The organism is Streptococcus mitis (assembly GCF_023109105.1).
GTDB lineage: Bacteria > Bacillota > Bacilli > Lactobacillales > Streptococcaceae > Streptococcus > Streptococcus mitis_BW.
Genome location: NZ_JALDTZ010000004.1, coordinates 68780 through 85356, shown reverse-complemented (window position 1 = coordinate 85356; position 16577 = coordinate 68780). Strand labels below are relative to the sequence as shown.

The following is a 16577-nucleotide window of genomic DNA, read 5'->3' as shown; positions in this document are numbered from 1 at the left end:
TTTTGGAAATAGTAACAATTTATTAGATGACGTACAATAATCGGGATTGAAACTATCCCTATAGATATATATTACGAGGAGTAATAACATGAAAAATATTAAAAAAATTAGCATTTTTGCTTTGTTTGTAACATTTATTTTTGCTTTAGTAGCTTGTGGAAAAACTGGTTTAGGAAATTCATCAAATGATAATAAATCTACGACTCAAAAGTCGGCAAAAGAATTAAAATTAGGAGTTTCTATTTCTACTACTAACAATCCTTATTTTGTGGCTATGAAAGATGGCCTTGAAAAAGCTGCAGGGGAAAAAGAAGTAACTTTGAAGATAGCAGATGCACAAGATGATGCTGCTAGACAAGCAGATGATATTCAAAATTTTATTAGTCAAAATGTAGATGCTTTACTAATTAATCCAGTTGATTCTGATGCAATTGTTACATCTATTAAAGCTGCTAATAATGCAAACATTCCGGTAATCTTAATTGACCGCGGTAGTAATGGTGGTGAAGTCTTGACAACTGTTGCTTCTGATAACGTAGAAGCAGGTAAAATGGCTGCAGAATTTATTACCAAGCAATTGGGAGAAAAAGCAAAAACTTTTGAATTATCAGGAGTCCCTGGCGCTTCTGCAACTGTAGATAGAGGTAAAGGATTTGAACAAATTTCAAAGACAAATTTAGATGTTCTTTCTAGTCAATCCGCTAATTTTGATCGCGCAAAAGCTTTGAATACAGCGCAAAATATGATTCAAGGAAACAAAGAAGTACAAGCAATCTTTGCACAGAATGATGAGATGGCGTTAGGAGCTGCACAAGCAGTAAAAGCAGCTGGTCTTAGCAATGTATTAATTGTTGGTATTGATGGTCAACCAGATGCACATGATGCTATTGCAAAAGGTGATATTACTGCCACTATTGCTCAGCAACCAGCTAAGATGGGTGAAATTGCTATTCAATCAGCAATAGATCATTATCAAGGGAAAAAACTGGAAAAAGAAACAGTTTCTCCAATTTATCTTGTGACTAAGGATAATGTTGATCAACATAACTGGTGATATATTTTTAGTAAGCAAGTAGTTGTTAATTTTCATTCAATGTGGTTTTTAAATATCATTGTTACTATTTGAGCTATTGGATTCAAAAAGACCAGATTCCGAACTTGGATCTGGCCTATGATATGTTACCATTGATGGAGATGATGGAAGCTCCTGACAAATCTGAATTTTTCTACCCTCGCTGTACAGAAGACGATTGGGAAAAGAAAATTTTCTAGTCTTTTACTAAATAACCGAGCTGATCCAAGGCCTCCTCGATATAGTGGAGGTCTTGTTGTGTTTCGGCTTCGACTAGGTGATAATGGATGCCATCTGTCAATTCAGATAAAGGTTTAAAATCAGAATGCTCGACTTGTTCTAGAAAATGTTGCACATCTCTGCGACAAGACAGTTTCAGCAAGGTTTCAATTTCTCCATAGACGGGATGGTCAATCAAGGTATTTTGAACACGTCCACCATTATCAACGATAGCAAGGAGTTCTTGACCGATTTCTTCAACTTCATGTTTCACTTTGAAAAGTTTGTGAACATAAGGATTGGTTTCAATTTGTTTATAGATGTAGCCACGATTGGTGGATAGGATAGGAGCGCCATCGGCTCTCAAAATTGCAATGTCCTGTACAATGACCTGGCGTGTAACATGAAAATGTTCAGCTAAACTTTGGCCATTGAGGGCTTTAGGAGCTTCTTTCAAGAGTTGGAGCAGAGCTTGTTTGCGATCTTTTGTCATAGCTTTTCCTTTTAACGGCGTTTTCGAAGCACTTTATAGACAGCTAGTGCTAATGTATAGTCTACCATACTATGGATAATTGTGCCAAATCCAACTAGTACAAATAGAACATAAAACATATTTTCTACATTGGTACCAGAAGTTGCGTAAAAAACGACACAGGCCAATACTTCAGCAAGGGCATGGATAAGCGCTAAAACAAAGTTGAAAATCCAGGAAGATTTTGGTTTATCTAGGGTATCGGGGAACTTTTGTAGGTAAAGAGCTCCCAAAGTCCCAAAAAAGATATGGGAAAAAGCTCTAAAAACGATCACCATGGGATAGCCAGCCATCAAGAATCCAAAACTAGAGGCTAGGATGACAAAAACTGCCATCAAGGGCGACAAGAACATGGCAATAAAAATAGCGATGTGACTTCCCAAAGTGTAAGAAGCAGGGGGAATGACAATCTTAAAAGGCATCACAATCGGAATCAAAATTGCAATAGCTGTTAAGAGGGCTGTCATTGTCATAAATTGTGTCTTTTGCCGTGTATTCATAAGAATCTCCTTTTTAACTGTATATACACTAGTATAGTACAATAAAACGAACAATAAAGCAAGGATTTACTTGGGTTTATAGGTCGTTTTTTAGTTAAAAGTTGGTAAAGATTTCACTAAAAAGAAACTACTTCAAACAAAATCTCCACCTTCAGGATTGAAAGCGGAGTTTGTTTTTATTTCTTCAAAGTTTGTAATCTTGGAACAATGGCTAGGGTTAAAACTGCGGAAATGACTAATTCGGCAATCGAATTTGTTGAGATAACGGTGGCTAGGAGTTTTTGGATATTCCCATCAAAAACATTTCCAAAAAGGTAGAAAATTCCACCAAGTACAAAGACTGTGTTAGTAAGTGAACCAAGAGCACCAGCTAGAATCAGACCAGTCTTGTTTTTCATTAGTTTATAGACTAGGTACGGAGTTAAACCAATCAAAATACGTGGAACGATGGCAATGATAGCTGAGTAAATGTTTCCGTTTGGTACGAATGGTGAGAAGAGGTAGCTTGTCGGTAGAATTGTAATCGTGTTAACTGTCAAGCTAAGTAGCCCCATCAAAAATCCAAGTGTAACTCCAACTCGTGGACCGTAAATAATGCTAGCAATAATGACGGGAATATGAACGATGGTCGGTTTGATTGGAAATGGAAAAAGGTTAAAGAGAAGCGAGCTCAGAAAGTGTATCACGAGCATGGTTGCAAAAAAGATAGCAATGGGCGCAATATTAGATCGTTTTTTCATCGAGAGTTTCCTTTATTCTTTCTAAAATAATTGTGAGATCGGCTAAGGCTCCTCGTCCGTTGTCTCCACAAGCTAGTAGGGATTCTTTTGGAGCAATCAGCTGATAGCCGTAGCTTTCTAATGTTTTCAGATTAGCCTGAGTTGCTGGATGGTCATACATTTTTGTATTCATTGCTGGTGCAATGAGTTTGGGAACATGACTTGGCAGGGCTAGAGCCGTACTGGTCACCATGTTGTCCGCAAAGCCGTGGGCTAGTTTTGCAATAGTGTTAGCAGTTGCAGGGGCCACGATGAATAAATCTGCTTTTTTTCCAAGTTCGATATGATTGACCTGATCAGGATAGGGTTCCTTCATGACATCCAAGTGGACAGGATTCTGTGATAAGATCTGTAGAGTCAAAGGTTGGATAAACTCTGTAGCAGCCTGAGTCATTAAGACAGTGACTTGATGGCCTTGTTTTTTTAGAGAACTGACTAAATCTGCCGACTTGTAAGAGGCAATTGACCCCGTTACAGCCAAGAGAATGTTTGCCATAGCTTTCCTTTCTATGAATGATAGGCTTGAATTTTTTCAAGGAGGAGTTTTGCAATTTCTTCTTTAGTCTGGACTGTTTGAAGCTGATCTTTCTCAACAAAGATAGCACGATGCTGGTTCGCTGAGATTTGAGTGAGGTCATTTGCAATGATTAAGTCTGCTTGGTTCTTGATAAGACTTTTTCGGGCAATCTCGATGAGATAATCCTCAGAGACATCAACCAGCAGTTTGAAACCAATCAGATGAATAGCAGGATTCCATTCCTTGACTAGAGAGATGATTTTGGGTGTCTTTTTAAGGAACAAAACCTGAACCTCATCAGTTGAAGAAATCTTAGCCTGATGATTCTGCTTGCTTAAAAATTCTTCTAGATTGGAACTAGCTTGGACTTCCTCCAGCCCTGTCATATAGACAGGAGTGTAATCAGATACGGCCATTGAGTGAATCAAAACCTGATAGTCCTTAACACGTTCTTGCATTTCAAGAAGAAGGTCGTTTGTATTGTTAACTTCTCGAATAGTTAGGTTGGGATGGGATTCTGGCTTCACAGCTCGTTTTGTCGTCATTAAACAAACTTCATGCCCTGCAGCAAGCAAGGTTTCAGTGATGATTTTGCCCAAGCGACCTGTAGAATGGTTAGTGATAGAGCGGACGCTATCGATAGCTTCACTGGTACCGCCCGATGTAACTAAAATTTTCATAGCACTATTGTACACAAAAATAAACGGTAAGTAAAATGAAAGTGATAAAATTTTGGTAAAAGGAAAGAATATAGTTTCAAACTATAAAGCCATATAAAATTTAAGAAAGGACTCTAAGAACCTTAAAAACAGGGATATTTACGAACGTTTAGAGAGTTTTAGGATGTTAAAAATCTTGTTTTGTGTTATAATGAATTATCATATAAGAGGTTAGAGGAGTTTTGAATGAAAACAGATATTGAAATTGCACAGAGTATTGAGTTGGAACCAATCGTTGATGTTGTAGAGAAACTTGGAATTTCTTACGACGATTTGGAGTTGTATGGAAAGTACAAGGCTAAGCTCAGCTTTGATAAAATTCGTGCAGTTGAGAGCAATCCAGTTGGGAAATTGATTTTGGTTACTGCTATCAATCCAACACCTGCAGGTGAAGGAAAATCAACCATTACCATTGGTCTTGCGGATGCCTTAAACAAAATCGGTAAGAAAACCATGATTGCTATTCGCGAACCATCTCTTGGTCCAGTAATGGGTATTAAGGGTGGTGCGGCTGGTGGTGGTTATGCCCAAGTTCTACCAATGGAAGACATCAACCTTCACTTTACTGGAGACATGCATGCCATTACAACTGCCAACAATGCGCTTTCTGCCTTGATTGACAACCACTTGCACCAAGGGAATGAGCTGGGAATTGACCAACGTCGTATCCTCTGGAAACGTGTTGTGGACTTGAATGACCGTGCTCTTCGCCATGTGACCGTTGGACTTGGTGGTCCTCTAAATGGTATTCCACGTGAGGATGGCTTTGACATTACCGTCGCTTCCGAAATCATGGCAATTCTTTGCTTGGCAACAGACATCGAGGACTTGAAACGCCGTCTGGCTAATATCGTTATCGGTTATCGCTATGACCGTACACCTGTTTCTGTTGGTGATTTGCAGGTTGAAGGTGCCTTGGCTTTGATTTTGAAGGATGCTATTAAGCCGAACCTAGTTCAGACAATTTACGGTACACCTGCCTTTGTACATGGTGGTCCATTTGCCAATATCGCTCATGGATGTAACTCTGTCTTGGCAACGACAACAGCCCTTCACTTGGCTGATTACACAGTTACTGAAGCTGGTTTTGGTGCGGATCTTGGTGCTGAGAAATTCCTTGATATTAAGACACCAAACTTGCCAACATTTCCAGATGCAGTAGTTATTGTTGCAACCCTTCGTGCTCTTAAGATGAATGGCGGTGTGGCTAAAGACGCTTTGACAGAAGAAAATGTAGAAGCAGTGCGTACCGGTTTTGCTAACTTGAAACGCCACGTTGAAAATATCCGTAAATTTGGAGTACCTGCAGTCGTAGCTATTAACGAATTTGTATCTGATACAGAAGCCGAAATTGCAGCCTTGAAAGAACTTTGTGACTCAATCGATGTACCAGTTGAATTGGCTAGTGTCTGGGCTGATGGTGCAGAAGGTGGAGTAGCACTTGCCGAAACAGTTGTCAAAACCATCGCTGAAACCCCAGCTAACTATAAACGTTTGTATGACAATGACCTTTCTGTCCAAGAAAAGATTGAAAAGATTGTCACTGAAATCTACCGTGGTAGCAAAGTGAACTTTGAGAAGAAAGCTCAAACACAAATCGCTCAAATCGTTCAAAACGGTTGGGACAAATTGCCAATCTGTATGGCTAAAACTCAATACAGTTTCTCAGATAATCCAAATGCACTTGGAGCACCTGAAAACTTTGAAATTACCATTCGTGAATTGGTACCAAAATTAGGTGCAGGCTTTATCGTTGCCTTAACTGGCGATGTCATGACCATGCCAGGCCTACCAAAACGTCCAGCAGCTCTCAACATGGATGTTGAAAGTGATGGAACTGTCCTAGGTTTGTTCTAGTATATTGTAATTGACTTTATACTCTTCGAAAATCTCTTCAAACCACGTCAGCTTCACCTTGCCGTACTCAAGTACAGCCTGCGGCTAGCTTCCTAGTTTGCACTTCGATTTTCATTGAGTAAAAAATGAGTTTGGAAATAATATCCAAGCTCATTTTTTATCTAGATATAAGGAGTCGTCTTCTACACGCAACCAGTCTAGGTAAAGATATTTTCCCTGAATTCTGATATAATAGAAATATTGACTTCAAGAGTAAGGAAGAGAAGATGAACGCATTATTAAATGGAATGAACGACCGTCAGGCTGAGGCGGTGCAAACGACAGAAGGTCCCTTGTTGATCATGGCGGGGGCTGGTTCTGGAAAGACCCGAGTTTTGACCCACCGTATCGCTTATTTGATTGATGAAAAGCTAGTCAATCCTTGGAATATCTTGGCCATTACCTTTACCAACAAGGCTGCGCGTGAGATGAAGGAGCGTGCTTATAGCCTCAATCCAGCGACTCAGGACTGTCTGATTGCGACCTTCCACTCCATGTGTGTTCGTATTTTGCGTCGCGATGCGGACCATATTGGCTACAATCGTAATTTTACAATTGTCGATCCAGGAGAGCAGCGAACGCTCATGAAACGCATTCTCAAGCAGTTGAACTTGGATCCGAAAAAATGGAATGAACGAAGCATCTTAGGGACTATTTCCAATGCCAAGAATGACTTGATTGATGATGTGGCCTATGCAGCTCAAGCAGGTGATATGTACACTCAAATCGTGGCTCAGTGTTACACTGCTTACCAAAAAGAATTGCGTCAGTCTGAGTCGGTTGACTTTGATGATTTGATTATGTTGACCCTGCGTCTCTTTGATCAAAATCCTGATGTTTTGACCTACTATCAACAGAAATTCCAGTACATTCACGTGGATGAATATCAAGATACCAACCATGCCCAGTACCAATTGGTCAAACTTTTGACTTCCCGCTTTAAAAATATTTGTGTGGTTGGGGATGCGGACCAGTCTATCTACGGTTGGCGTGGTGCTGATATGCAGAATATTTTGGATTTTGAGAAAGATTATCCCCAAGCTAAGGTTGTTTTGTTGGAGGAGAATTACCGTTCCACTAAAACCATTCTCCAAGCGGCCAACGAGGTCATTAAAAACAATAAAAACCGCCGTCCTAAGAATCTCTGGACTCAAAATGCTGATGGAGAGCAAATCGTTTACTATCGTGCCAACGATGAACTGGACGAGGCTGTATTTGTAGCCAAAACCATCGATGAACTTGGTCGCAGTCAAAACTTCCTTCACAAGGATTTTGCAGTTCTCTATCGGACTAATGCGCAATCTCGTACTATTGAGGAAGCCTTGCTCAAGTCCAATATTCCTTACACTATGGTTGGTGGGACTAAGTTCTACAGCCGTAAGGAAATTCGGGATATTATTGCTTACCTCAACCTCATTGCTAATTTGAGTGACAATATCAGTTTTGAGCGTATTATCAACGAACCGAAACGTGGAATTGGGCCAGGCACCGTTGAGAAAATTCGTGATTTTGCGAATATGCAGGACATGTCCATGCTAGATGCTTCAGCCAATATCATGTTGTCTGGTATCAAGGGTAAAGCAGCCCAATCTATCTGGGATTTTGCCAATATGATTCTGGATTTGCGGGAGCAACTGGACCAGTTAAGCATTACTGAGTTGGTTGAGTCCATCCTAGAAAAAACAGGTTACGTCGATATTCTTAATGCCCAAGCGACTCTAGAAAGTAAGGCTCGGGTTGAAAATATCGAAGAGTTCCTCTCTGTGACGAAAAACTTTGACGACACCTCTGATATGTCAGAAGAAGAAACTGGTCTGGATAAATTGAGTCGTTTCTTAAATGACTTGGCCTTGATTGCCGATACAGATTCAGGTAGTCAGGAGACATCAGAAGTGACCCTGATGACCCTGCATGCTGCCAAAGGTCTCGAGTTTCCAGTTGTCTTTTTGATTGGGATGGAAGAAAATGTCTTCCCGCTTAGTCGTGCGGCTGAAGATCCAGATGAATTAGAAGAAGAACGCCGTCTGGCCTATGTGGGAATTACGCGTGCAGAGAAAATTCTCTATCTGACCAATGCCAACTCACGCCTGCTTTTTGGTCGTACCAACTACAACCGTCCGACTCGCTTTATTAACGAAATCAGTTCAGACTTACTTGAGTATCAAGGTCTGGCCCGTCCAGCAAATACAAGCTTTAAGGCATCTTATAGCAGTGGAGGCCTTGCCTTCGGTCAAGGAATGAGTTTGGCTCAGGCTCTTCAAGACCGTAAACGCAGTGCTGCCCCAAAAACTATTCAGTCAAGCGGTCTTCCATTTGGTCAATTTACAGCTGGCGCAAAATCAGCGTCTAGTGAGACAAATTGGTCCATTGGTGATATTGCCATCCACAAAAAATGGGGAGAGGGTACAGTTCTTGAAGTTTCAGGTAACGGAGCTACGCAGGAATTGAAAATCAATTTCCCAGAAGTAGGCCTGAAAAAACTTTTAGCCAGTGTGGCTCCAATTGAGAAAAAAATCTAATTTTTTATCCTTCTCACGAATAATAGAGTGAGGAGGATTTTTATGTACAGTATTTCATTTCAAGAAGATTCACTATTACCAAGAGAAAGACTGGCCAAGGAAGGAGTTGAAGCACTCAGTAATCAAGAGTTGCTAGCTATTTTACTCAGGACAGGAACACGTCAAGCTAGCGTTTTTGAAATTGCCCAGAAAGTCTTGAGCAATCTTTCAAGCCTAACGGATTTGAAAAAAATGACCCTGCAGGAATTGCAGAGTCTGTCTGGTATCGGGCGTGTTAAGGCCATAGAATTACAAGCCATGATTGAACTGGGGCATCGTATCCACAAACACGAGACCCTTGAGATGGAAAGTATTCTCAGCAGTCAAAAGTTAGCCAAGAAGATGCAGCAGGAATTGGGACATAAAAAACAAGAGCACCTAGTGGCGCTCTATCTCAATACCCAAAATCAAATCATCCATCAACAGACCATTTTTATCGGTTCTGCTACTCGTAGTATCGCTGAACCGCGAGAGATTCTTCACTATGCCATCAAGCATATGGCGACCTCTCTCATCTTAGTTCACAATCATCCTTCAGGAGCGGTAGCCCCTAGCCGAAATGATGATCATGTCACTAAACTTGTTAAAGAAGCCTGTGACTTGATGGGCATTGTTCTCTTAGACCATTTGATTGTCTCTCATTCTAGTTACTTTAGTTACCGTGAAAAAACAGATTTAATCTAAAGTTCATTTACGACATAGTCAAAGAGGTTTTTATCTTTGGGACGATTTTCAAATAGAAATTCTGGGTGCCATTGGACACCGAGAAAGGCAATATCATCCGTACTCATGACAGCCTCAATGATACTGTCTTTAGGATCATGAGCCACAACTTTTAAATTTGGAGCTAAATCCTTGATGCTCTGGTGGTGGAAGGAGTTGATATGGGAAATTTCTCCATAGATTTCTCGGAGAACAGTATCTGGTTCTGTCAGCAAGCGTTGAGTTGTGTACTCAGCAGAACAATCCTGCCAGTGGTCTTCGATATCTTGGTACAAAGTTCCACCCATGGCAACGTTAAAGAGTTGAGTACCACGACAGACGGAGAAAATAGGCTTTTTCTGGTTAATAGCTTCCTTGATAAGGGCCAGTTCGAAGATATCTCTTTGAAGGTGGTAGTCATCGCTATCAATGATTTTCGGTTCACCATAGAATTTTGGATCGACATTTTGCCCACCTGTCAAGATGAGCTTGTCAACCAAACTGATATAGTGGCTAGCCATTTCTTGATCACCAATCGGCAGGATGATGGGAATTCCTCCAGCGTCTTTAACTCCTTCAACAAAGCCTTTTGCTGAGTAGCTCATAATGATGTCATCATCTGGATGAGTTTTTTCGTTTCCTGTAATCCCAATAACTGGTTTTTTCATAAAATGATTTTCGCTTTCTAATCCTCTTTTCGCATGAAGTAGAGGAGAGTTTGGAGTTCACTTGTCAAATCGACATATTGAACAACCACGTCTTTTGGTAAATGCAGATGGACTGGTGAAAAACTGAGAATTCCTTTCACGCCAGCATCCACCAAGAGATTGGCAACCTCTTGTGACTTAACGCTGGGAACGGTCAGGATAGCAGTCTTCACATCAGCATCCTTGATTTTATCCTTGATTTGAGAAATTCCGTAAATGGGAATTCCATCAGGAGTTTGGGTACCAACTTCGGGATGGTCATCTAGATCAAAGGCCATGATAATCTTCATCTTGTTACGTTCGTGGAAGCGGTAGTGGAGAAGAGCATGGCCCATATTTCCAATACCTACCAGCATGACATTGGTAATGGAGTTATCATTGAGTAAATCGGCAAAAAACGTCATCAGTTTTTTGACATCATAGCCAAAACCACGACGACCTAGTTCACCAAAATAGGAAAAATCACGACGTACGGTTGCTGAATCAATACCGATAGCCTCTGCAATTTGCTTAGAGTTGGCACGTTCAATCTTTTCTGCATGAAATCTCTTAAAAATTCGATAGTAGAGAGAGAGTCTTTTTGCTGTAGCTTTTGGAATAGCGGACTGTTTATCTTTCACAAAATCACAACCTTTCTATTCTTCTATTTTATAGAAACATTGTGAAAAAATCAACAAAAATAAGGAAAAACTAAGAAAAATCTTAGTTTTGATGTAAAAAATCTGCATGTGATAGAAAACGGTAGAGGTCTCCGACCAGTCCTTGGTAAACTTCCTGCCCCTTAAAAGTCAGAGAGGTTACATAAAGTGTATCTGGTAGGGTTACACATCCTGACAGAGCCAGCATGAGAGCTTCATAATCCTCATACTTGAGAGTCCGCTCTACATGATAGCTGTCCTTATAGGTTAGTTCAAACATTTTGGTTCTATCTTTCCGTTTTTGTAAAGACACCACGTTCTACCAAGCTATCCATGAGGAAATAGAATTTTTCCTGATGAATGTGGTGGTCTTCTGATTTGAAAATATCAACCAGACGAAGCCCAAACTTGTCAGTGATATTGATTTTAGCCCCTGTAAGTTCCTTGTTAATGATGATTTTGAGTTGGAAGCCTTCACCACTATTTGGCACTTTTTCCAAAAGGCGAGTCAGTTCATAGTTACCAACATTTGTCTCAAAAAAAGTATTGTCCTTTAGAGTGAATTTTTTAACAGAAGGGCTAAGAGTGTAGTCGTAACGACAATTTTTTAACTGAATGGTTTTTTCAAATGCCATATGGCTAACCTCCGATAATTTCTTTTAAGGTTTTTGCGAGGGTCTGTAGGTCTTCAATAGTATTTTGTGGCGAGAGACTGATGCGAACGGATTCCTTCAGTCGTTCTGAATTTGCCCCGTACATGGCTTCAAGAACATGGCTGGATTGGACAATACCTGCCGTACAGGCTGAGCCAGTAGAGATAGAAATTCCAGCTAAATCTAGACGAAGGAGTAAGAGGTCATTTTTCTGGCCAGGAAATCCAATATTGAGAACATAAGGGAGATGATGTTGTCCCCTATTCAAGTAATATTGAATGCCCTCTAGCTCTGTCAGAAAGGCAGTTTCTAGATTTTGTATATGTTGAAAATTGTCTTCGTGCTTTTCTAGGTCTTCTTTTAGGGCTGCAACCATGCCTACGATTGCAGCTAAATTTTCAGTCCCTGCACGTTTTTTCTGTTCTTGGTCTCCGCCATGTAGATAGGAGTCAAAGTCCATGCTAGAAGCGTAGAGGAAACCGATTCCCTTAGGACCATGGAATTTATGGGCAGAAGCAGTGAGAAAATCGATACCCAATTCTTCTGGATGAATTGGGATTTTACCAATAGCTTGAACTGCATCGACATGATAGGCAGCAGGGTGTTGCTTGAGTATTTGGCCAATTTCAGCAATGGGCAGTAGGTTACCTGTCTCATTATTGGCAAACATGGTAGAAACCAAGATTGTATCGTCACGTAAGGCCTTTTGAATTTGCTGGGCTGTGATTTCCTGATTCTCTGGTTGAATAATGGTTGCTTCAAAACCATAGTGTTGAACCAAGTAATCAATGGTTTCAAGGACAGCATGGTGCTCAATAGCAGTTGTGATGATATGTTTTCCTTGTTCTTGGTGACGAAGGCAGTAGCCAATGATGGCAGTATTGTTGCCTTCTGTCCCACCAGAAGTGAAAAAGATATGTTGAGGTTTTGTCCCCAGTAACTGAGCTAGTTCCTGACGGGCTTCTCGCAAGAGCTTGCCAGCTTGACGACCATGCCCATGAATACTAGAAGGATTTCCATAGGTTTCTTGCATAACCTTGGTCATAGCTGAAATTGAAACTGCTGACATGGGAGTCGTTGCAGCATTGTCCAAATAAATCAAAGAATCACCTTATTTCTTTTTGTTGTAGGCAAAGAGTGGGCTGACTGGTTTTCTTTCGTGGATACGGACGATGGCATCACCAATTAACTCACTAGCAGTGATGTAGCATACGTTTTTAGGAGTTTTTTCTTTTGTTGCTACTGAATCAGTCACAAGAATTTCTTTAATCTTAGTATTGTCAAGAAGTTCGGCTGCACCTTCAACGAAGAGACCGTGACTAGAAACAGCATAAATTTCTGTAGCTCCTTCACGTTCAACGATTTTAGCAGCTTCAGAGAAGGTACGTCCTGTATTTAAAATATCGTCAATCAAGATGGCTTTCTTACCTTCAACATCACCGATGATATAGCCTTCGTTGCGAGTTGCATCGTCTTGAGGGTAGTCGATAATGGCGATAGGAGCATCAAGATATTCAGCCAGGCTACGAGCACGTTTCACCCCTGAATTTTTAGGGCTAACGACAACAACATCTGAACCGAGTAGGCCCTTATCGCAGTAATGTTTTGCAAATAGGGGTACTGTGTAGAGGTTGTCAACAGGGATATCAAAGAAGCCTTGAACCTGAACAGCATGCAAATCAAGCGTAAGGATACGGTCAACACCTGCCTTAACCAGCATATTAGCGACTAGTTTAGCTGTAAGTGGCTCACGAGGTGAAGCAATGCGGTCTTGACGTGCATAGCCAAAATACGGAAGGACAACGTTGATACTGTGGGCACTTGCACGAACACAAGCATCAACCATGATTAGCAATTCCATTAGGTGGTTGTTAACAGGGAAACTTGTTGATTGGATGATGTACACATCATAACCACGGACACTTTCTTCGATATTTACTTGGATTTCTCCGTCTGAAAATTGACGTGATGATAGTTTGCCAAGTGGGACACCAACAGCTTGGGCAATTTTCTGTGCAATCTCTTGGTTAGAGTTGAGTGCGAAAAGCTTCATATTTTTTCTATCTGACATTATAGACCGTCCTCTGTAAACTTTATAAATCCTAGTTATATTTGCCTTACATATATGAACTGGAATTTGTGTATTTTTATCTTTTCTATTTTACCAAAAAATGGAGATTATTTCAGCTATTTTTCATGCTTTTGACAAATCGAACCAATTTTGAAGGAGCTTTTTGATAAGAAATTTGATTATCCTCTAAAAATTGCTGGAAATCTTGTTTGCCTTGCTCATGATTTTCCACTTCAAGCTCTAATTCGTAATCTGTTATATCAAAGTACTGACTCTCATCAAGTGCCATAAGGCCAATAGCTGTTTGCATTTCATAGCGAAGCGTTGTTAGACAACCAAGAACCTGCCAGTTCTTGCTTTGGATGCCATGTTTGGCTAATTCATTTAGCACCAGTCCCTGAGGAAGTTTTTGCTTAGCCAGATAGTTTTCAACATCTTTTAGTTGCAATTTTTGATTGTATTCCATGTTTCCAACACTTTGTGGGACTTTGAGTGTTAATTCTGCCCAGTCTTCAAAGGTTCGAATGCGCATAGCAACTTTTTTTTCTCGAAGTTCAAAATCAGGCGTGTCCATGTAGTAATTTTTTTGAAGAACAGGTGTGACACCTGTGAACTGGTCTTTTAGACGATTGTATTCATCTTTTTTCAATAGTGTTTTCAATTCAATTTCTAAATGTTTCATTTTTCTTACCTTTTCTTTATCGTTGAAAGCGGATTTATGGTATAAACTGCTCACGGTTTCCTAGTCCCTTGAAATCATTGGTTTTATAGTATATATCTAAAAGTGAATACGAGATTGAATACGACTTTACTTTTAGCTTGAACGGATAAAAGTCATGAGCTGATCCACGATTTCAACACGTTGATTGTCGTTGATGTGGGTATACATATCAAGAGTGGTTTGGACATTGTTGTGACCTAATCTGTCCGAAATGATTTTGGCTGTAACACCAGCTTCAAAGAGGAGAGAAGCGTGTGTGTGCCTGAAACCGTGAGGCGTAATTTTTTTGATATCATTGTGTTCACAAAAGAATCTTCTAAGTCTCTCTTTTACAGCTGAAGGAGAAATCCAACCTCCGAAACTATTCGTAAAGATATAATTTGAATCATGTTTGTAAGGCACGCTAGCCCGAAAATACTCTTTTATTTGCTGTCGTTTCCAGAGTTTCAAAACATTCAGAGTTTCATCATCTAAGGTGATAACCCTCTTACTCCTTTTGGTTTTAGGATCCTGGACAGTTTGTTTTTTGCCAATCACGACAGCCGTGCGAGAAATGCTTAACCGTTTATTTTCAAAGTCAACATCTGACCACATGAGACCGATAGCTTCTCCAGTTCTCAATCCAGAAAAAGCGAGTAAGTGAAAAAAGGTATAGTCTACAGGCTTACAATTTGCTTTGTAAACTTTAAGGAATTCGGTTAGTTCCTGCTTTGTATAGTAGTTTTCTTTGCCCTTTAAGGGTTTATTTTTAGGCTTGATAATCTTGTCTAAGGGATTTGACTTAATAATGTCAATAGAAGTGTCATACTTGAAAATACGGCTGATGACAGAGTAGTAATTGGCATAGAGGATATAGAGATTACTTAACTTGATAGCAACCTTTTGACAATAAGCTACACTGATCTGCTGGATTTTCATATCTGTAAAATACAAGTCAATCATAACGTCAAGTTTTTTCTTAACGTTATGATATGTTGTTGGTTTTACAGTGTTTTTATAGCTATCTAGCCATAACTCAGCAACTTCAGCGAATGTAGGGTTCTGGAAATCTTCATTGTTTGAAAAACCATTCTCTTCAACATCTAAGAGAAGATCACGTTCGGCAGCCTTTGCCTCTCTTATGGTTTTGAAACCACGGCGTGTTGTACGTTTTTCTTTTCCAGTAGCAGGGTCTATGCCCAGGTATGTTTGAAAGAGATATCTAGTCTCTCCTTTTTTAGTAACGTATTTTTTTATCATAAAAAGTCCTTTCTTTTCGATTGCTTGCCCGCATAGTTGAAAAGGTGTAGAACTTATGATAAACTATAGTTGTATTTTTTTATCATATTTTCCATTGCTTGCTATATGGAAGGTTGAAACCTCACACTCAAAGATTGCCTTCGGAGAGTGTGGGGCTTTTTTTATTTTTCAGCTAGATGCCATACTGTTAAATCTAAGTAATAAGTTAGGTCACTTTCTCGAGAAATGACTCGCTCAGTTTCAATATTAAGTGTTTTATAAGGTCCACCTCTACCTGTAAGAATTGCATCATATCTGTAGTTCGGATTAGCTATGTAAGTTGAAATTTGTGCCGCAATTGAAGCTGGTATATATCCAACAAAAATATTATTTACTAAAACTTGAATAGCGTTTTGGTCGTGAGGATTTGATGGTTCGGGCAATAGATGAACATCTACTGTTTTTAATTTATTGTATTTGTAAACTGGTTTATATGTTTCAAGCATATAAGATTTCAAACTCTTGTTATCTTTTCCGAAATAATGAACACCTTCAGAAAGAAAATCAGCAGCAATCTCAGCTTCTTCTTTATGATAATTTGTTCCCATCAACAAGAAATCTTCATGGAAAATAATTTTATCTACAGATGGATTGCTAGAAGTGACTTTTCGTTTCTTACTTGAAAAATATTTAATTATAAAAACGAAAAAGTTAACAAGTAGAAGAAGCACACCCAAAGGAGGAACTATGAACAGTAAAATTAAAGAGACAATTAGAAAAATAAGTGAACCTCGATTATTCTTATTAGATGTGTGTTGTCTTGAAGAATCATATTGTAAAGGTTGTTTGTTATTTTTCGCCCTTTTTTTAGATGGTTTAAACAAATCCGATAGTCCAAATGTTGTCTTGTGGTAGACTTTGTTATACATAGCTTTCTTTGGATTTTTAACCCATCCCATCCCTTTCTTACCATAGCCAGGAATAATAGCTTTTTTAGCCTGTCTTTTCCATTTACTAGTAGTTCTAGCTTTTAAACTTCTGGTCAGACTTGGTTTTCTCATTCCTATTTTCATAA

At 39.6% G+C, this 16577-nt stretch carries 18 protein-coding genes and 1 pseudogene; 5 read left to right on the top strand and 14 right to left on the bottom strand.

The window, feature by feature from the left end:
* The first annotated feature begins 88 nt into the window (after positions 1–88).
* Positions 89–1054: a substrate-binding domain-containing protein gene (locus M1F37_RS04075; protein WP_000789622.1), complete on the top strand. Its 966-nt coding sequence runs from the start codon at positions 89–91 to the stop codon at positions 1052–1054.
* A 77-nt stretch (positions 1055–1131) separates the two neighbouring features.
* Positions 1132–1272: pseudogene (locus M1F37_RS04070) on the top strand (NUDIX hydrolase); the annotation flags it as partial.
* Here M1F37_RS04070 and M1F37_RS04065 read toward each other — a convergent pair.
* From M1F37_RS04065 to coaB, 5 genes are all read right to left on the bottom strand, one after another.
* Positions 1269–1784, bottom strand: coding sequence for a transcription repressor NadR (locus M1F37_RS04065; RefSeq protein WP_247934824.1), 516 nt, complete (start codon positions 1782–1784; stop codon positions 1269–1271). The pseudogene M1F37_RS04070 and the gene M1F37_RS04065 sit on opposite strands and share 4 nt — an antisense overlap.
* 11 nt (positions 1785–1795) lie before the next feature.
* Positions 1796–2323 carry an ECF transporter S component gene (locus tag M1F37_RS04060; protein ID WP_247934823.1) on the bottom strand — a complete coding sequence of 176 codons (528 nt, stop codon included), beginning with the start codon at positions 2321–2323 and terminating at the stop codon, positions 1796–1798.
* A 176-nt stretch (positions 2324–2499) separates the two neighbouring features.
* Positions 2500–3063, bottom strand: coding sequence for an ECF transporter S component (locus M1F37_RS04055; RefSeq protein ID WP_247934822.1), 564 nt, complete (start codon positions 3061–3063; stop codon positions 2500–2502).
* Positions 3047–3598, bottom strand: coding sequence for a phosphopantothenoylcysteine decarboxylase (coaC, locus tag M1F37_RS04050; protein ID WP_247934821.1), 552 nt, complete (start codon positions 3596–3598; stop codon positions 3047–3049). Before coaC ends, M1F37_RS04055 begins: the two co-directional genes overlap by 17 nt.
* Positions 3599–3609: 11 nt before the next feature.
* Positions 3610–4299 (bottom strand): phosphopantothenate--cysteine ligase, encoded by a 690-nt coding sequence (gene coaB, locus M1F37_RS04045; RefSeq protein ID WP_124787693.1) that lies wholly within the window; start codon positions 4297–4299, stop codon positions 3610–3612.
* Between the two features lie 225 nt (positions 4300–4524).
* On the opposite strand from coaB, the gene M1F37_RS04040 reads away from it, so the two are divergent.
* The 3 genes from M1F37_RS04040 to radC all read left to right on the top strand — a co-directional run bounded on the left by M1F37_RS04040 (position 4525) and on the right by radC (position 9476).
* Positions 4525–6195 (top strand): formate--tetrahydrofolate ligase, encoded by a 1671-nt coding sequence (locus tag M1F37_RS04040; RefSeq protein WP_125411410.1) that lies wholly within the window; start codon positions 4525–4527, stop codon positions 6193–6195.
* 266 nt (positions 6196–6461) lie between these two features.
* Complete coding sequence (gene pcrA / locus M1F37_RS04035; RefSeq protein ID WP_247934820.1) at positions 6462–8753, top strand: DNA helicase PcrA; 2292 nt, start codon at positions 6462–6464, stop codon at positions 8751–8753.
* Between the two features lie 42 nt (positions 8754–8795).
* Positions 8796–9476: a RadC family protein gene (gene radC / locus M1F37_RS04030; protein WP_070482651.1), complete on the top strand. Its 681-nt coding sequence runs from the start codon at positions 8796–8798 to the stop codon at positions 9474–9476.
* On the opposite strand, the gene M1F37_RS04025 is transcribed toward radC, so the two are convergent.
* The 9 genes from M1F37_RS04025 to M1F37_RS03985 all read right to left on the bottom strand — a co-directional run bounded on the left by M1F37_RS04025 (position 9473) and on the right by M1F37_RS03985 (position 16575).
* Positions 9473–10162 (bottom strand): gamma-glutamyl-gamma-aminobutyrate hydrolase family protein, encoded by a 690-nt coding sequence (locus M1F37_RS04025; RefSeq protein WP_247934819.1) that lies wholly within the window; start codon positions 10160–10162, stop codon positions 9473–9475. The genes radC and M1F37_RS04025 overlap by 4 nt on opposite strands.
* A gap of 17 nt (positions 10163–10179) precedes the next feature.
* A complete protein-coding gene (locus M1F37_RS04020) occupies positions 10180–10821 on the bottom strand; it encodes a redox-sensing transcriptional repressor Rex (RefSeq protein WP_000653417.1) in 642 nt (213 codons plus the stop codon).
* Between the two features lie 82 nt (positions 10822–10903).
* Entirely contained in the window at positions 10904–11119 is a 216-nt protein-coding gene (locus M1F37_RS04015) for a DUF4649 family protein (RefSeq protein ID WP_000462491.1), read from the bottom strand.
* 7 nt (positions 11120–11126) lie between these two features.
* A complete protein-coding gene (locus M1F37_RS04010; RefSeq protein WP_247934818.1) occupies positions 11127–11474 on the bottom strand; it encodes a DUF1831 domain-containing protein in 348 nt (115 codons plus the stop codon).
* 4 nt (positions 11475–11478) lie between these two features.
* Positions 11479–12594: a cysteine desulfurase family protein gene (locus M1F37_RS04005; protein ID WP_247934817.1), complete on the bottom strand. Its 1116-nt coding sequence runs from the start codon at positions 12592–12594 to the stop codon at positions 11479–11481.
* A 9-nt stretch (positions 12595–12603) separates the two neighbouring features.
* Positions 12604–13563, bottom strand: a complete 960-nt coding sequence (locus tag M1F37_RS04000) for a ribose-phosphate diphosphokinase (protein WP_247934816.1) — start codon at positions 13561–13563, stop codon at positions 12604–12606.
* Between the two features lie 112 nt (positions 13564–13675).
* Positions 13676–14245, bottom strand: coding sequence for a CYTH domain-containing protein (locus M1F37_RS03995; protein ID WP_247934815.1), 570 nt, complete (start codon positions 14243–14245; stop codon positions 13676–13678).
* A 132-nt stretch (positions 14246–14377) separates the two neighbouring features.
* Positions 14378–15523 (bottom strand): site-specific integrase, encoded by a 1146-nt coding sequence (locus M1F37_RS03990; protein ID WP_247934814.1) that lies wholly within the window; start codon positions 15521–15523, stop codon positions 14378–14380.
* A 161-nt stretch (positions 15524–15684) separates the two neighbouring features.
* A complete protein-coding gene (locus tag M1F37_RS03985; RefSeq protein ID WP_247934813.1) occupies positions 15685–16575 on the bottom strand; it encodes an HIRAN domain-containing protein in 891 nt (296 codons plus the stop codon).
* Between the last annotated feature and the right edge of the window lie 2 nt (positions 16576–16577).

Excerpts from the sequence above, each read along its gene's own strand:
- M1F37_RS04075 (WP_000789622.1), top strand. The coding sequence starts at position 89 with ATGAAAAATATTAAAAAAATTAGCATTTTTGCTTTGTTTGTAACATTT.
- M1F37_RS04065 (WP_247934824.1), bottom strand. The coding sequence starts at position 1,784 with ATGACAAAAGATCGCAAACAAGCTCTGCTCCAACTCTTGAAAGAAGCT.
- M1F37_RS04060 (WP_247934823.1), bottom strand. The coding sequence starts at position 2,323 with ATGAATACACGGCAAAAGACACAATTTATGACAATGACAGCCCTCTTA.
- M1F37_RS04055 (WP_247934822.1), bottom strand. The coding sequence starts at position 3,063 with ATGAAAAAACGATCTAATATTGCGCCCATTGCTATCTTTTTTGCAACC.
- coaC (WP_247934821.1), bottom strand. The coding sequence starts at position 3,598 with ATGGCAAACATTCTCTTGGCTGTAACGGGGTCAATTGCCTCTTACAAG.
- coaB (WP_124787693.1), bottom strand. The coding sequence starts at position 4,299 with ATGAAAATTTTAGTTACATCGGGCGGTACCAGTGAAGCTATCGATAGC.
- M1F37_RS04040 (WP_125411410.1), top strand. The coding sequence starts at position 4,525 with ATGAAAACAGATATTGAAATTGCACAGAGTATTGAGTTGGAACCAATC.
- pcrA (WP_247934820.1), top strand. The coding sequence starts at position 6,462 with ATGAACGCATTATTAAATGGAATGAACGACCGTCAGGCTGAGGCGGTG.
- radC (WP_070482651.1), top strand. The coding sequence starts at position 8,796 with ATGTACAGTATTTCATTTCAAGAAGATTCACTATTACCAAGAGAAAGA.
- M1F37_RS04025 (WP_247934819.1), bottom strand. The coding sequence starts at position 10,162 with ATGAAAAAACCAGTTATTGGGATTACAGGAAACGAAAAAACTCATCCA.
- M1F37_RS04015 (WP_000462491.1), bottom strand. The coding sequence starts at position 11,119 with ATGTTTGAACTAACCTATAAGGACAGCTATCATGTAGAGCGGACTCTC.
- M1F37_RS04010 (WP_247934818.1), bottom strand. The coding sequence starts at position 11,474 with ATGGCATTTGAAAAAACCATTCAGTTAAAAAATTGTCGTTACGACTAC.
- M1F37_RS04000 (WP_247934816.1), bottom strand. The coding sequence starts at position 13,563 with ATGTCAGATAGAAAAAATATGAAGCTTTTCGCACTCAACTCTAACCAA.
- M1F37_RS03995 (WP_247934815.1), bottom strand. The coding sequence starts at position 14,245 with ATGAAACATTTAGAAATTGAATTGAAAACACTATTGAAAAAAGATGAA.
- M1F37_RS03990 (WP_247934814.1), bottom strand. The coding sequence starts at position 15,523 with ATGATAAAAAAATACGTTACTAAAAAAGGAGAGACTAGATATCTCTTT.
- M1F37_RS03985 (WP_247934813.1), bottom strand. The coding sequence starts at position 16,575 with ATGAAAATAGGAATGAGAAAACCAAGTCTGACCAGAAGTTTAAAAGCT.